At 73.1% G+C, this 15,432-nt stretch carries 12 protein-coding genes; 7 read left to right on the forward strand and 5 right to left on the reverse strand.

What is annotated here, in order from left to right; all coding sequences use genetic code 11:
- Positions 1 to 53 precede the first annotated feature (53 nt).
- The gene (locus ACK8N7_RS24725) at positions 54 to 1,124 is read right to left on the reverse strand and encodes a mechanosensitive ion channel family protein (protein ID WP_403208008.1); all 1,071 of its coding nucleotides are present in this window, start codon (positions 1,122 to 1,124) and stop codon (positions 54 to 56) included.
- A gap of 315 nt (positions 1,125 to 1,439) precedes the next feature.
- Here ACK8N7_RS24725 and ACK8N7_RS24730 point away from each other — a divergent pair, with 315 nt between their 5' ends.
- A complete protein-coding gene (locus ACK8N7_RS24730; protein ID WP_031122726.1) occupies positions 1,440 to 1,976 on the forward strand; it encodes an HNH endonuclease in 537 nt (178 codons plus the stop codon).
- Between the two features lie 39 nt (positions 1,977 to 2,015).
- Here the strand turns inward: ACK8N7_RS24730 and ACK8N7_RS24735 are convergent, their stop codons facing one another.
- Positions 2,016 to 5,000 carry a beta-N-acetylglucosaminidase domain-containing protein gene (locus ACK8N7_RS24735; RefSeq protein ID WP_403208010.1) on the reverse strand — a complete coding sequence of 995 codons (2,985 nt, stop codon included), beginning with the start codon at positions 4,998 to 5,000 and terminating at the stop codon, positions 2,016 to 2,018.
- 325 nt (positions 5,001 to 5,325) lie between these two features.
- Between ACK8N7_RS24735 and ACK8N7_RS24740 the strand changes: the two genes are divergently transcribed.
- The 5 genes from ACK8N7_RS24740 to alc all read left to right on the forward strand — a co-directional run bounded on the left by ACK8N7_RS24740 (position 5,326) and on the right by alc (position 10,285).
- A complete protein-coding gene (locus tag ACK8N7_RS24740) occupies positions 5,326 to 5,637 on the forward strand; it encodes a secreted protein (RefSeq protein WP_015608551.1) in 312 nt (103 codons plus the stop codon).
- Positions 5,638 to 7,809 (forward strand): 4-alpha-glucanotransferase, encoded by a 2,172-nt coding sequence (gene malQ / locus ACK8N7_RS24745; RefSeq protein WP_500444177.1) that lies wholly within the window; start codon positions 5,638 to 5,640, stop codon positions 7,807 to 7,809. It abuts the gene before it with no gap.
- Positions 7,810 to 7,829: 20 nt separating this feature from the next.
- Positions 7,830 to 8,060, forward strand: coding sequence for a hypothetical protein (locus tag ACK8N7_RS24750; RefSeq protein WP_015608549.1), 231 nt, complete (start codon positions 7,830 to 7,832; stop codon positions 8,058 to 8,060).
- A gap of 94 nt (positions 8,061 to 8,154) precedes the next feature.
- Positions 8,155 to 9,066, forward strand: a complete 912-nt coding sequence (locus ACK8N7_RS24755) for a LysR family transcriptional regulator (protein WP_500444178.1) — start codon at positions 8,155 to 8,157, stop codon at positions 9,064 to 9,066.
- Positions 9,067 to 9,130: 64 nt separating this feature from the next.
- A complete protein-coding gene (alc, locus tag ACK8N7_RS24760) occupies positions 9,131 to 10,285 on the forward strand; it encodes an allantoicase (RefSeq protein ID WP_500444179.1) in 1,155 nt (384 codons plus the stop codon).
- A 100-nt stretch (positions 10,286 to 10,385) separates the two neighbouring features.
- Here alc and ACK8N7_RS24765 read toward each other — a convergent pair whose 3' ends face one another.
- Positions 10,386 to 10,919: a hypothetical protein gene (locus ACK8N7_RS24765; RefSeq protein WP_403208019.1), complete on the reverse strand. Its 534-nt coding sequence runs from the start codon at positions 10,917 to 10,919 to the stop codon at positions 10,386 to 10,388.
- A gap of 176 nt (positions 10,920 to 11,095) precedes the next feature.
- Positions 11,096 to 13,672, reverse strand: a complete 2,577-nt coding sequence (gene pepN / locus ACK8N7_RS24770) for an aminopeptidase N (RefSeq protein ID WP_500444180.1) — start codon at positions 13,670 to 13,672, stop codon at positions 11,096 to 11,098.
- Between the two features lie 124 nt (positions 13,673 to 13,796).
- Here pepN and ACK8N7_RS24775 point away from each other — a divergent pair, with 124 nt between their 5' ends.
- Entirely contained in the window at positions 13,797 to 14,297 is a 501-nt protein-coding gene (locus tag ACK8N7_RS24775) for a DUF1203 domain-containing protein (protein WP_500444181.1), read from the forward strand.
- A gap of 73 nt (positions 14,298 to 14,370) precedes the next feature.
- Here ACK8N7_RS24775 and ACK8N7_RS24780 read toward each other — a convergent pair whose 3' ends face one another.
- Positions 14,371 to 15,399: an aspartate-semialdehyde dehydrogenase gene (locus ACK8N7_RS24780; RefSeq protein ID WP_403208025.1), complete on the reverse strand. Its 1,029-nt coding sequence runs from the start codon at positions 15,397 to 15,399 to the stop codon at positions 14,371 to 14,373.
- Positions 15,400 to 15,432: the final 33 nt, after the last annotated feature.

Consider the following 15,432-nt stretch of genomic DNA (forward strand, 5'->3'; position numbering starts at 1 on the left):
CCCCGGCCGCCTTCCTGGGGTCCAGGGGCGGCCGGGGGCGTCGCGGAAAGGGCTTACTTGTTCAGGTTCGTCGTCGGCGGCGGTATCGGGGTCGCCGCCAGCGACTGCGGGGAGGTAGCCGACGCGTACGCCGAAGGGGCCGCCATCGCCGCCGTCGGGTCCGCCGCGGACTCGGCCTCCGCCTGGAGCGGCACCGCGCCGATCATCCGGATGCCCGCGTCGTCCAGCGCCTGCTTGATGCGCCAGCGCAGCTCGCGCTCCACCCCGATCGCCTTGCCCGGCATCGTCTTCGCGGTGACCCGGACCGTCATGGAGTCCAGCAGGACCGCGTCCAGGCCGAGCACCTCCACCGGGCCCCAGAGCCGCTCCGACCAGGGCTCTTCCTTCGCCATGGTCTCGGCGGCCGAGGTGATCGCCTCGCGGACGTGCTCCAGCTTCTCCGTCGGGCGGACCGTGACGTCGACCCCGGCGGTGGACCAGCCCTGGCTGAGGTTGCCGATCCGCTTCACCTCGCCGTTGCGGACGTACCAGATCTCGCCGTTGTCGCCGCGCAGCTTGGTGACGCGCAGGCCCACCTCGATGACCTCACCGGAGGCCACCCCGGCGTCGATCGTGTCCCCGACCCCGTACTGGTCCTCCAGGATCATGAAGACGCCGGAGAGGAAGTCAGTGACCAGGTTGCGGGCGCCGAAGCCGAGCGCCACACCGGCGACACCGGCGGAGGCGAGGAGTGGCGCCAGATTGATCTTGAAGGCGCCCAGGACCATCAGGACGGCCGTTCCCATGATCATGAAGGAGGCCACCGACCGCAGGACCGAGCCGATCGCCTCCGACCGCTGGCGTCTGCGCTCGGCGTTCACCAGCAGACCGCCCAGCGCGGTGCCCTCCACCGCCTGGGCGCTGCGGTTCATCCGGTCGATCAGATTGGTCAGAGCGCGCCGGATCAGGTAGCGCAGCGTGACCGCGACCGCCACGATCAGCAGGATCCGCAGACCGGTGCTCAGCCAGGTGGACCAGTTCTCCTCGACCCACCCCGCCGCGTTCCCGGCCTGTTCGGCGGCTTCGTCGAGCGAGCCGCCCGGCTCGGGTGACGGGGCTGCGGCCAACAGGACGGACAGGTGCACGGTGGGGACCTCCAGAGGGACGACGGCTGACCGACAACACTAACGAAGCCGGGGGAGTGGATCGTTGCCGTCCTCGGGGGAGAGACACGTCTCATTGGGGATACGTCCGCTGTGGCCGATCGCACAGTGCGCGCGGCCGTCCTGGTAGGACCGCCCTCCGGGGCCGGGCCGGCGCCCGCCGCGCCCGGGGGTGAGAAAAATCCTCCCGGCCCGTTACCCGTACGTGGTGGCGCTTTGACCAGGCATGAGGAGAGACTGAGATCGGATCGTCCCGGCGCGAGCCACGCGCCGCCGGCGTACAAGGAGGCATCCACCGTGCCGCACGTCCTGGTTCTCAACGCGTCGTACGAGCCGCTCGGCGTCGTACCGCTCCGCCGCGCGCTCGTCCTCGTCCTCGAGAACAAGGCGATCTGCCTGGAGGAGACCGGCGCCTTCCTGCACAGTGCCACCCGTGCCGTGCCCGCGCCCAGCGTGGTCCGGCTCAAGCGTTTCGTCCGGGTCCCCTACCGGGGGCCCGTTCCCCTGACGCGCCGGGCGCTGTTCGCCCGGGACGGGGGGCGCTGCATGTACTGCGGGGCCGCCGCGACCAGCGTCGACCACGTCATTCCACGCAGCCGCGGCGGACAGCACGCGTGGGACAACGTGGTGGCGGCCTGCCGCCGCTGCAACCACGTCAAGGCCGACCGCCACCTCCCCGAGCTCGGCTGGCGGCTGCGTCACCAGCCCGCCCCGCCGACCGGCCTGGCCTGGCGGATCATCGGGACCGGGCACCGCGACCCGCGCTGGCTGCCGTATCTGCAACCGTTCGGCGCGGACGACGTGATGGCCCGGATCGACGGCGTTTCCGCCTGAGACCGGGCCTTCGTCGTCCGTCGTGAGCGGCTGTACGGGTCACTCCGCGACCGCGTACGCCTCCACCGACCAGAGCGAGTAGCCGTACTGGGTCGCGCGGGTGTCGCCCTGCACCCGGACGAAGCGCGTGTCCTTCGCGTCCATCCGCACCGACTCGCGCCCGCCCCGGCCCTCCCGGACGGTCGCCGCGGTGCGCCAGGTGCGGCCGTCGGCGGAGACCTGGATGCGGTAGCCGGAGGCGTACGCGTCCTGCCAGGACAGCACCACCTGCCCCAGCCGCACCGGCTGCGGAAGCTCGGCCTGCCACCACGCGCCGTCCTCCACCGGGGAGGACCACCGGGTCTCCGGGTCGCCGTCCGAGGCGGCGGACGCCGGGAAGTCCGGGGTCTCGTCGGCGGAGGAGGAGGCCCTGGCCGTACGCACCAGATCCGGGCCGCCCGTACGCGGGAAGGCCCGCACGGTCAGGGTGGACTCCTGGCCGCCGAAGGTCAGCGGCACCTCGTACTCACCCGCCGGAGTGTCCGCCGGAACGGTGATGTCCACCGGCACCTCGGTACGGGATCCGCGCGGCACCGTCGTCTGCTTCGGGACCCGCACCTCGATGCCCTTGGGGGCCTTCGCGGTCAGCGCGCCCTTCACCTCGGCCGGACGCCGCCCCGCCAGCCGCGCCGCGACCCGCTTCGGCCCGCCGCCGATCTCCGCGTCCGTCTCGCCGTGCGCCAGGTCGAGCACGGCGTCCGGCTCGTCCCCGAACCACGGCACCAGGGCGCGCAGCCGCGGGGTGCCCGCCGGGACCGCCGGGGCCGGCGGCAGGCTGGGGCTCAGATAGGACGGGGGAGTGGTCCGGGCGGCCTCGGGCACCGTGACCCGTACGGCGTCGGCACGCAGCCCCTTCGCCGCGGTCTGGGTCCAGCCGGTCGGTGACAGCTGCCCCAGCGGCCGCCAGCCCTCGCCCGGCACATGGGCCTCGACGACCGCGCCGGTCAGGTCGGAGGAGGGCTCGGCGAGCGCCGTCACGGCCTCCACCGGGCGGGCCCGCTCCAGCCGCACCGTATAGCTGTGCGTGTCCTTGGTGACCCGGCCGCTGGTGCGGTCGACGCCGTTCCAGCCGTCGGCCGCCTTCTCGGCCCGGTCCAGGAAGGGATCGAGCACGCCCTTGCCGACCGTGGCCTTCCCCGCCGCGATCTCCTCCCGCAGCGACTCCAGGGCCAGCTGCGCCCGCCAGGCGCCCGCCCCGTCACCGCCCGCCTGGGACTGGAGCAGGTCCACGGCGAGCTCACCGGCGTGGCCGTAGCGGGCCAGCTGCTCGGTCCACGGGCGCACCTCGTCGGCCAGCCGCCCCTCGGCGGGGGTGGCGAGCCGGTCGGGGGTCTGCCGCATCACGGTGAAGGCCGTCCGCAGGTCGCGCGCCGCCCGGTCACGTACCGGAGCGGCGGCTGCCCGAGACTGCCAGAACGCGGCGAACAGGGGCTGCAGATAGGCGGACTCCGCCGAGCCGAGCACCGAGTCCGCACTGTTGCCCGCCAGCGCCCGCAGCGCCTCCCGGGCCCCCGCGTCACCGCCCGCCAGATCGTCGATCGCCGCCTGCCAGGACTCGTCCGCGCGGTACCCCTTCGGGTTCCAGGCGAAGTCGGCCGCGGTGAACAGCGGGATGCGGGAGGCGGAGGCCTGCTCCATCGCGTTGGCCAGCAGCGCCGCCGAACCGCTCGCCACCGCCGGGTCCCGGCCGGTGTACGGCCCCAGGAAGATCCGGTCCTGGGCGTAGTCGTTGACCGGGTAGTTGTCCATCGTCACCAGCGGGTGCCGGAACGCGGCCCGCGCCCCGGCCAGCTCACGCCCGGTGATCTTCTTCGGTACGACCCCGACGCCGGTCCAGGCCACCTGCACCCGGTCGTCCAGCTCGGCGGCGAGCGCCGTGCGGTAGTCGGTCGCCCCGTCCTGGTAGAACTCCGTCGGCAGCACCGACAGCGGCGCCCCGCCCGGATGGCGCTCCTCCAGATGCCGGGCGACCGCCCCGGCCACCCGTGCCTGCGCGCGGGCCGCCGCCTTGGGGCCGCTGCCGAACGTCTCGGCGTCCAGGTCGCAGTGCCACTCGCTGTAGCTGACGTCCTGGAACTGGAGCTGGAAGACCCGCACCCCCAGCGCCCACATCGCGTCGATCTTCTTCGTCAGCGCCCGGACGTCCTGGTCGGAGGCCATGCACATGGCCTGCCCCGGCGAGAGGGCCCAGCCGAGCGTCACATGCTCGGCCTCGGCCTTCTGCGCCAGCGCCCGGAAGTCGGCCCGCCTCTCGGCCGGGTACGGCTCACGCCACCGGGCCAGCCGGTAGGGGTCGTCGCCCGCCGCGTAGAGGTACCGGTTCTGCTTGGTGCGGCCCATGAAGGCGAGCTGCGCAAGCCGCTCCTCCTGGGTCCAGGGCTGTCCGTAGAACCCCTCGGCCATGCCGCGCACGGCCGTGCCCGGCCAGTCCCGCACCACGACCCCGGCCACCGCACCGCCGCTCACCAGCTGCCGCAGGGTCTGGACCGCGTGGAACAGGCCGTCCTCGCCGAGCCCGTCCAGGGCCACGGTGGCGCGCCCGGCGACCTGGCCGGACGCGATCCGGTAGCCGCCGGTGGGCAGGTCGGCGCGGTCGGGTGCGCGCAGCGCCCGCAGCGCCTCGCCGGCGCCCGTGCCGCCGATCCGGATCAGCGGCCCGCGGCCGGGCAGGCTCTCGTGCAGGGTCCGGACCCCGGCGGTGCGCAGCAGGGAGCGGAGCTCCGCCACGGCGTACGGATCGGCGTCCGGCGCGGCGAGGACGGTGGCCTCGGCGCCGAGCGGCAGGGCGGGTCCGGTGGCCTTGATGCTCTGGGGCCGGGGCCACACGGCGGGCGGCTGCGCGCTGTCGGCGCGGTCGGGCGAGGTGGCGGGGGGTTTGCCGGGGTCGGCGGGGGCGGCGGTCGCGGCCGGTGCGAAGGGGCTCAGCAGCCCACCGATCACGGCGACGGCCACGGCCGTGGCCTGCTTCCTGCGCCCGAACCGCACGTCGCGCTCCCTCGAAAGGCCTGAGTGGGGTCCGAGCCCACCACCCGTGCGCGAGGGTGTCAATGCGCGTGGCGGTTCTGTCGGATTTGCCGGGAATAGTGGCACCTTCGTGCCTGGTGGGGCGGGTGCGACTGACGGGATTGGCTGAAAACGGCCCATACCTGCCGTACGGGGGAACGGAATGTGACCCACGGCACGTTGGGCTCGTTGTCCTGATGCGTGCGTGGTAACTGCCTGGAGATGACGTGTGTGTCACGTCCAGGTCTGCGCACGCGAGGCCTGGGTAGGCCTGCTGTGTCCTGTTCTCCATGGCCAGGAGGCCACCATGCCCGCAGCCGCGCAGCTTCTGCTCTCCGCCCTCTCCAAACAGGTACCCGCCCAAGCCGACCCCGCGCCGCTGACCAGCGGACTTCCCCTCGCCGATGTCGCCCACCTGATCAGCGGGCCGCCGCTCGCCGACATCTCCCTCCTGCTCGGCGAATCCTCGTTCGCCGATGCCGCACCGCTGACCAGCGAGCCCCCGCTCGCCGATGCCACCCCGCTCACGAGCGAGCCTCCGCTCGCCGCCGTCGCCCCTCTGACCAGCGAGCCGACCGCACCCGGCACCGCAGGGGGCATGGAGTTCCCAGGAGTCTGAATGGGCTTGTCCCGGCTCGCCGCACTGCACGGTGTCGCCACCTCCTACTCCCCGTCCCCGGATGTCACGGTGTCCGTCCCCGACGACACGGTCATCGCCGTGCTCGCCGCGCTGGGCGTGGACGCCGGCACCCCGGAGGACGTACGGAGGTCACTCGCCGCGGCTCAGGCGCGCTCACGCCTGCTGCCGCCCACCGTGGTGGTCTGGGCCGGTGAGCCGCTGCCGCCCGCGCTCACCGGGCTGCCGCCCGGCTCGGCCGTCACGGTCGAGCCGGAGCAGGCCGGCGGGCCGCCGGTGCCCGCCCTCACCTGGACGGTGCCGGAGACCGCCTCGTCCTGGAAGGTCCCGGAGGCCGCCGATGCGGTCACGGAGCCGGGTGAGCCCCGGCCCACCGCCCCCGCCGGATGGACCGAGCCCCCCTACGGCGTCCACCGCCTCCACGTCCGCGCGCCCGACCACCACGAGGCCACCGCCACCCTCGTCGTCGCCCCGGCCCGGGTCCCGCAGCCGCCCGGGCGCACCCACGGCTTCCTGGTCCAGCTCTACTCCCTGCTCTCCGCCCGCTCCTGGGGCATGGGCGACCTCGGCGACCTGGCCGACCTCGCCGCCTGGTCCGGGCGCACCCTCGGCTCCGGGTTCGTCCAGGTCAACCCGCTGCACGCGGCCGTTCCCGGGAAGCCCGCCGACCCCTCCCCCTACCGGCCCTCCTCGCGCCGCTTCCCCGACCCCGTGCACCTGCACGTCGAGTCGGTCCCGGAGTACGGGCACGTCCACGACCGGGCAACCCTGGACGACCTCCGCCAGGACGCGGCGGCGCTCAGCGAGGCCGTGCTCAACAAGGGGGCGCTGATCGACCGGGACGCCGTCTGGGAGCTGAAGCGGCAGGCCCTGGAGCTGATCGCCGAGGTGCCCCTCACCCCCGGCCGCCGCGCCGCCTACTGCGACTTCCTCGCCGAACAGGGCCAGGCCCTGGAGGACCACGCCCTGTGGTGCGCGCTCGCCGAGGTGCACGGCCCCGACTGGCACAGCTGGCCCGAGCCCCTGCGAGACCCCCGCTCCCCGGGGACCGCCCGCGCCCGCGCCGAGCTGCTGGACCGGGTCGACCTCCACTGCCGCCTCGCCTGGCTGACCGCCACCCAGCTCGCCGACGCCCAGCGGGCCGCCGAGGACGCCGGGATGGAGATCGGGATCGTCCACGACCTGGCTGTCGGCGTGCACCCGGCGGGGGCCGACACCTGGGCCCAGCAGGACGCCTTCGCCCACGGCATGTCCGTCGGCGCGCCCCCGGACGCCTTCAACGCGCGCGGCCAGGACTGGGGCCTGCCGCCCTGGCGCCCCGATGTCCTCGCCGCCACCGGTTACGCCGCCTTCCGGGGCCTGCTGCGCGGCCTGCTGGCCCACGCGGGCGCCCTGCGCATCGACCACGTCATGGGCCTCTTCCGGCTCTGGTGGGTGCCCGAGGGCCGCCCGCCCACCGACGGTACGTACGTCGCCCAGGACGCCGAGGCCATGCTCGCCGTCCTCGTCCTGGAGGCCCACCGCGCCGGGTCCGTCGTCGTCGGCGAGGACCTCGGCACCGTCGAGCCCGGCGTCCGCGAGGCGCTCGCCCGGCGCGGGGTCCTCGGCACCTCCGTCCTCTGGTTCGAGCGCGACTGGGACGGCGACGGCCGCCCGCTGGCCCCCGAGAAGTGGCGGCGCGACTGCCTCGCCACCGCCACCACCCACGACCTGCCCTCCACCGCCGCCCGGCTGACCGGCGATCATGTGACGCTCCGCCACCGCCTCGGCCTGCTCACCCGCCCCCTGGACGAGGAGCTCACCGAGGACGTCACCTCCACCGCCGAATGGCTCGCCCTCCTCGCCCGGCTGCGGATGCTCCCCGAGGGCGACGGCAACGAGGAGGCGGCCGTCCGCGCCGTCCACCGCTTCCTGCTCGCCACCCCCGCCCGGATGACCGGCGTCTGGCTCCCCGACACCGTCGGCGACCGCCGCCCGCAGAACCTCCCCGGCACCTGGGACCAGTACCCCAACTGGCGGCTGCCCGTCGCCGACGCGGAGGGCCACCCCGTCACCCTGGAGGAGATCGCCGCCTCGCCCCGGCTGCACGGACTGATGGACGTCCTGCGGCCCGGGAGGGCCCGTACGGCACCCCCGGGCGAGCGCCCCGCCTAGGCGTTCGCTACGTTGGCACCGTGGACAAGAAGAACGCTAAGCGCGCCGGCGTCGTTGCGGCCGGGACGACGCTGATGATGCTGCTCATGTCGGCCCCGGCACTCGCGCTCACGCCCGACGACGGTGACGACCCGGGTCCGGGCCTCAGCGCGATGGAGACCATCGGTCTCTACGTCATCGCGCCCATCGCCCTGTTCCTGGTGATCACGGCCCTGGTCATGGTCCTGGACAAGTCCAAGAAGCAGGTCTGACCCGCACACGTACGAAGGGTGCGCCGCCGGTGGGAGCTACCGCGCGGCGCATCCGCACGTCCGGCGGGGGAAGGCACCCCGGTAGGTTGCGGCCATGACCGAGTGGGACGTCAAGAAGCTCCGCATCCTGCGCACCCTGCGGGACCGCGGCACGGTGACGGCGACCGCCGAGGCGCTCCTGATGACCCCCTCCGCCGTCTCCCAGCAGCTCACCAACCTGGCCAGACAGCTCGGCGTGGAGCTCCTGGAACCCCAGGGCCGCCGGGTCCGCCTCACCGATGCCGCCCACCTCGTCCTGCGCCACGCCGAGGCGGTCTTCGCCCAGCTGGAGCGGGCTGACGCCGAACTCACCGGCTATCTGCGCGGCGAGGCGGGCGAGGTCAGGGTCGGCGCGTTCTCCACCGCCGTACCCGCCCTCGTCGTCCCCGCCGTGAGGCTCCTGCGCGCCGAGGACCGCCCGGGACCCGACGTACGCGTACGGGAGGCCGAGGCCGCCCAGGCTTACGAGCTGCTCACCGCCGGCGAGGTCGACCTGGCCCTGTCGCTGGCCGCCCACGCCCCGACCGCGCGCGATCCCCGCTTCTCCGTCTTCCCGCTGCTGGCCGACCCGCTGGACGTGGCGCTCCCCGCCGGCCATCCCCTGGCCGACGCGCCCGCGCTGCGCCTCGCGGACCTGGCTGCCGACCGCTGGATCTTCGGCGGCTCGGGCCCCTGGTCCGAGATCACCACGGCCGCCTGCGAGACGGCGGGTTTCGTCCCCGAGCAGGCCCACAGCGCCGCCGGCTGGACCGCGATCCTCGCCCTGGTCGAGGCGGGCATGGGCGTCGCCCTCGTCCCCCGGATGGCCTCCCGGGAGCAGCGCCGCGAGGGCGTGGTGATGCGGGTTCTGGAGGCGGACCGGCCGCGCCGCCATGTGGTGGCGGCGGTCCGGCACGGGGCGGAGACGGGCCCGGCGGTGGCCCGGGTGCTCAAAGCACTCACGGACATCGCGGCATCGTTCAGTTGAGCTGAATGGTATCTGCGAAAACTTTCGATGGACCTGATGGGTCCGGTGGCGCGAAGGTAAGGGCATGACCTTCGACGCGAGCGAGACCACATTCCAGAACTCCGACACCGATCCCCACGCCAATGACGCCGCGCCCTATGGCGGCGGCGACCCGTACGCCGACTACCGCGAGGCGGGCGACCTCCCCTTCACCGAACTCGTCGACCTCGCCGACCGCCGCCTCGGCGCGGGCGTGATCGCCGCCAACGACGAGTTCTTCGCCCAGCGCGAGAACCTCCTCCTGCGCGAACGCGCCGTCTTCGACCCCGAGCACTTCGGCCACAAGGGCAAGATCATGGACGGCTGGGAGACCCGCCGCCGTCGCGGCGCCGACGCCTCCCACCCCTTCCCGGCCCCCGAGGACCACGACTGGGCGATCGTCCGTCTCGGCGCCCCCGGCATCGTGCGCGGCCTGGTCGTGGACACCGCGCACTTCCGCGGCAACTACCCCCAGCGCGTATCGGTGCAGGCCACCGCCGTCGAAGGCGCCCCGAGCCCCGAAGAGCTGCTCGCCGGCGACGTGAAGTGGGAGGAGATCCTTCCGCCCACCCCCGTACGCGGCCATGCGGCCAACGCCTTCGAGATCACCGGCGGCCGCCGCTACACCCACCTCCGCCTCTGTCAGCACCCCGACGGCGGCATAGCCCGCCTCCGCGTGCACGGCGAGGTCGTCCCGGACCCGGCCTGGATCGCGGCGCTCTCCACGGTCGACCTGATCTCGGTGCTCAACGGCGGTACGTACGAGGACGCCTCCGACCGCTTCTACTCCTCGCCCACCCAGATCATCCTGCCGGGCACCTCCCGCAAGATGGACGACGGCTGGGAGAACCGCCGCCGCCGGGTCCGCGACACCAACGACTGGGTCCGCTTCCGCCTCCCCGCCCAGGGCGCCGTCCGCGCGGTCGAGATCGACACCGCCTACCTCAAGGGCAACTCCGCCGGCTGGATCGCCCTCCAGGGCCGTAACGGCGACACCGGCGAGTGGTTCGAGATCGTCCCGCGCACCCGCCTCCAGCCCGACACCCCGCACCGCTTCGTGCTCCGCGCCCAGGCCGTCGTCACCCACGTCCGCCTGGACGCCTTCCCCGACGGCGGGGTGGCCCGGATGCGGCTGCACGGCAGCTTCACGGAGTCCGGCACGGCCGCGCTCGCCCGCCGCTACGAGGAGTCGGGCGCGTAACCCCCCGTAGCCCCCGTAAAGCACCGCCCCCCAGTTCCCGCCCGGCGGACGGCTGCGCTCCTGCGCCCGCCCGCCGGGCGGATTCCAACGGCCCCTCGGCTCAGGCGGCGTACGCGGAGAACCGCAGCGTCTGCGCCAGCACCCGCCAGGTCACCCAGGCGAACGCGCTGTTCACGGTGGTGCAGAACGCCTCGTCCGTGCAGTCGGTGGGCCGGTCCTGCCAGGCGCGGACGGTCAGGGTGTGGAATCCGAGGGTCCGCGAGAACGCGAAGCGGATGTGCATGCCCCGGCCCAGCTGGTGCCCCGGCAACGTGTTGATCTGGAAGAAGTCGTTCCCGATGTACTCGACCTCGACCGGGTTCCCGCCCAGCAGCTCGCAGCGCGCCCCGGCCCGGATCCGGCTCGGGCAGGCGCCGCTGACCGGGAAGAGCCAGAAGTGGTCCGTCAGCTGCTTCCGGACCGCGTGCGCGCCGGTGAACGGGTGCAGCCCGAGGCTGTATCCGTACGTATAGAGGCCGTAGCAGTCCGCCGGACCGGCCCGGCAGTCCGGCCGCCCGGCCTCCGGGGCGGCCGGACCCGCCAGCAGCCCCGCGCAGAGAGCCAGCGCGGCCGGCACAGCGGCGAAGCCGGGCATCGACCCTCCCGTGGCCTGCGACCGAAGCATCCTGCGACGACCCTTCGGACGCTAGGCCACGGGAGACCACCCCGCGCGGGGGCGTACGGCAAACGCGCGGGCGTAGGACAAACGCGGGCGTACGCCAAGGGGGCGCCCCCGCCGCCGCAGCGGAGAGGACGCCCCCGGGTGGTGCGTTACGCGGTGGCCGCCGCCGCGTCCGCCGCCTGGGCCTTCAGGGCGCGCTCCACGCCCGCCCGCGACTCCGACATCAGCCGGCGCAGAGCCGCGCTCGGCTCGGCCGAGTCCAGCCACGCGTCCGTGGCGTCCAGCGTCTCCTGGGAGACGTGGAACGTCGGGTACAGGCCCACGATGATCTGCTGGGCCATCTCGTGGCTGCGCGAGTCCGAGACGCCCTTCACCGAGGCGAAGTACTTCTCCACGTACGGCGCCAGCAGCTCACGCTGGTCGGGCTGGACGAAGCCGCTGATGACCGCTTCCTGGAGCGCGTTGGGCAGGTTGCCCGACTCCACTACCGAGGCCCACGCCTCCGCCTTGGCCTCCTCCGAGGGCTGCGCGGCCCGCGCGACGGCCGCGTGGCGCTCGCCCGCCGCCGTCCTGTCACGCTCGTACTCGGCGGCGATCTCCTCCTCGTCCAGCAGACCGACCGCGGCCAGCCGCTGCACGAACGTCCAGCGCAGCTCGGTGTCGACGGTCAGGCCCTCGATCGACTCCGTACCGTCCAGCAGCGACTGGAGCAGGTCCAGCTGCTGCGGGTTGCGGGCCGTCGCCGCGAAGGCGCGGGCCCACGCCAGCTGGTGGTCGCTGCCCGGCTCCGCCGCCCGCAGGTGCGCCAGCGTGGCGTCCGTCCACTGGTTGAGCGCGGCCTCACGGGTCTGCGGGGCCGCGTACAGGTCCAGGGCCAGCTTCAGCTGGCGGTGCAGCGACTGGACGACGCCGATGTCCGACTCCTTGCCGATGCCCGAGAGCACCAGCGACAGGTAGTCCCGGGTCGGCAGCTCGCCGTCGCGGGTCATGTCCCAGGCGGAGGCCCAGCACAGGGCGCGCGGCAGCGACTCGGTGAAGTCGCCCAGGTGCTCGGTGACGACCCGCAGCGACTCCTCGTCCAGGCGGACCTTCGCGTACGAGAGGTCGTCGTCGTTCAGGAGGATGACGGCCGGGCGGGCGGTGTTCTCCGGGAACGGCACGGTGGTGCGCTCGCCGTCGACGTCCAGCTCGATCCGGTCCGTCCGGACGAGCTTGCCGTCCGCGTTCAGGTCGTAGCAGCCGACCGCGATCCGGTGCGGGCGCAGCGTCGGCTCGCCCTTGGCGCCGGCGGGCAGCGCCGGGGCCTCCTGGAGGACGGTGAAGGAGGTGACGTGACCGTTCCCGTCGGTCTCGATCTCCGGGCGCAGGATGTTGATGCCGGCCGTCTCCAGCCACGCCTTCGACCAGGTCTTCAGGTCACGGCCGGAGGTCTTCTCCAGCGCGCCCAGCAGGTCGGAGAGGCGGGTGTTGCCGAAGGCGTGCGCCTTGAAGTACGCCTGCACGCCCTGGAAGAACGCGTCCTTGCCGACGTACGCCACGAGCTGCTTGAGCACCGAGGCGCCCTTCGCGTACGTGATCCCGTCGAAGTTGACGAGGACGTCCTCCAGGTCCCCGATGTCCGCCATGATCGGGTGCGTGGAGGGCAGCTGGTCCTGCCGGTACGCCCAGGTCTTCATGGAGTTGGCGAACGTGGTCCAGGAGTGCGGCCACTTCGAGCCCTCGGCGTCCGCCTGGCAGGCGATCGAGGTGTAGGTGGCGAACGACTCGTTCAGCCAGAGGTCGTTCCACCACTCCATCGTCACGAGGTCGCCGAACCACATGTGGGCCAGCTCGTGCAGAATCGTCTCGGCCCGCACCTCGTACGCCGCGTCCGTCACCTTGGAGCGGAAGACGTACTGGTCGCGGATGGTGACCGCGCCCGCGTTCTCCATCGCGCCCGCGTTGAACTCCGGGACGAAGAGCTGGTCGTACTTGGCGAACGGGTAAGCGTAGTCGAACTTCTCCTGGAACCACTCGAAGCCCTGCCGGGTGACGGCGAAGATGTCGTCCGAGTCCAGGTACTCCGCGAGCGAGGGGCGGCAGTAGATGCCGAGCGGGACGGACTGGCCGTCCTTCTCGTAGCTGCTGTGCACCGAGTGGTACGGGCCGACGATGAGGGCCGTGATGTACGTGGAGATGCGCGGCGTCGGCTCGAACGTCCAGACGTCGTCCTTCGGCTCCGGCGTCGGCGAGTTCGAGATGACCGTCCAGCCGGCGGGGGCCTGCACGGTGAACTGGAACGTGGCCTTCAGGTCCGGCTGCTCGAAGGAGGCGAAGACGCGGCGGGCGTCCGGCACCTCGAACTGGGTGTACAGATAGGCCTGCTCGTCGACCGGGTCGACGAACCGGTGCAGGCCCTCACCGGTGTTGGTGTACGCGCAGTCCGCGACGACCTTCAGCTCGTTCGCGCCCTCGCGCAGGCCGGCCAGGGCGATCCGGGAGTCACGGAACACGGCGGCGACGTCCAGCGCCTCACCGTTGAGCACGGCCTCGTGGACGGCCGGGGCGACCAGGTCGATGAAGGTCTCCGCACCGGCCTCCGCGGAGTCGAAGCGCACGGTGGTCACGGACCTGTAGGTGCCGCCCTCCTGCGCTCCGGAGAGGTCGAGATCGATCTCGTACGCGTCCACGGTCAGCAGGCGCGCCCGCTCCTGTGCCTCTTCGCGGGTCAGATTCGTGCCAGGCACGCGGTCATCTCCTAGGTGTGCGACTTGATATGCGGCGTTTCCGTCATCCTTCCACGTGCCGCGCTCTCAATGCGATGTCCGTTTTCCGCCGGACGCGGACGGCTCCGGGGAACAGGCTCGAACCATGACCGGATACGAGCCCCGCCCCATCGCCCTCGCCGCCCTCGCCGAACTCCGCGCCACCGACGACGCGGGCCGCCCCTGCGCCCCGTACACGGAGACGGGGACCGGCGCCCCCCTCCGCTGCTGCCTGCGCGGCAGCGAGCCGGGGGAGCGCATCGCCCTGGTCTCCTACGCCCCGCTGCGTCGCTGGGCGGCCGAGACGGGGGCGGCCCCGGGGGCGTACGACGAGCAGGGCCCTGTCTTCATCCACGCCGAGGAGTGCGCGGGCCCGGCCCCGGCGCACCAGGGCTACCCGTTCTCGCGCCCCGGCGCACTGCGCACGGTGCGCCGCTACGACGCGCGCGGGCACATCACCGGCGGCCGGCTGCTGGAGATCCCGGCCGAGGCGGAGAAGGGCTTCGACGCGGCGTTCGACGAGGCGTTCGCGGACCCGGAGGTGGCGTTGGTGCACGTACGGGCGGTGGAGTACGGCTGCTTCCACTTCGAGGTGCGGCGGCCCTGAGGCAGGCACGCGGAAGGGGCGGCCACCGGACTCCGGTGGCCGCCCCTTCCCGTACGCGTACAAGGGTCGCGCGTCAGCCCTTCAGCTCGGCCGCCACCAGCTCCGCGATCTGGACGGCGTTCAGCGCCGCGCCCTTGCGGAGGTTGTCGTTGGAGACGAAGAGCGCGAGGCCGTTGTCGACGGTCTCGTCGACCCGGATGCGGCCCACGAAGGAGGCGTCCTTGCCCGCCGCCTGGAGCGGGGTCGGGATCTCGGAGAGCTCGACGCCCTCGGCGTCCTTCAGCAGCTCGTAGGCGCGCTCGACGCCGATGGGGCGGGCGAAGCGGGCGTTGATCTGGAGCGAGTGGCCGGAGAAGACCGGGACCCGGACGCAGGTGCCGGAGACCTTCAGCCCGGGGATCTCAAGGATCTTGCGGGACTCGTTGCGGAGCTTCTGCTCCTCGTCCGTCTCGAACGAACCGTCGTCCACGATCGAGCCCGCCAGCGGCAGCACGTTGAAGGCGATGGGGCGCTTGTAGACGGCCGGCTCGGGGAAGTCCACGGCCTCGCCGTCGTGGGCCAGCTTCTCGGCCTCGGCGACGACCTTGGAGGCCTGGCCGTGCAGCTCGGCGACGCCGGCCACCCCGGAACCGGAGACGGCCTGGTAGGTGGCGACGGTCAGCGCTTCGAGACCGGCCTCGGCGTGCAGCGGGCGCAGCACGGGCATCGCGGCCATCGTGGTGCAGTTCGGGTTGGCGATGATCCCCTTGGGCCGGACGCGGGCCGCGTGCGGGTTGACCTCGGAGACGACGAGGGGGACCTCGGGGTCCTTGCGCCAGGCGGAGGAGTTGTCGATCACCACGGCGCCCTGGGCGGCGACCTTCTCGGCCAGCGCCTTCGAGGTCGCGCCGCCGGCGGAGAAGAGCACGATGTCCAGGCCGGTGTAGTCGGCCGCGGAGGCGTCCTCGACGGTGACGCCGGAGCCCTTCCAGTCGATCGTGGAGCCTGCGGACCGGGCGGAGGCGAACAGCCGCAGCTCGTCGACCGGGAAGTCCCGCTCGGCCAGGATCCTGAGCATGACTGTGCCGACCTGACCGGTGGCGCCGACGATTCCGACCTTCACTGGGACTCCTCTGTACGTGAGCTGTACGTGCGT

It is taken from the genome of Streptomyces griseobrunneus (assembly GCF_046713465.1).
GTDB lineage: Bacteria > Actinomycetota > Actinomycetes > Streptomycetales > Streptomycetaceae > Streptomyces > Streptomyces microflavus.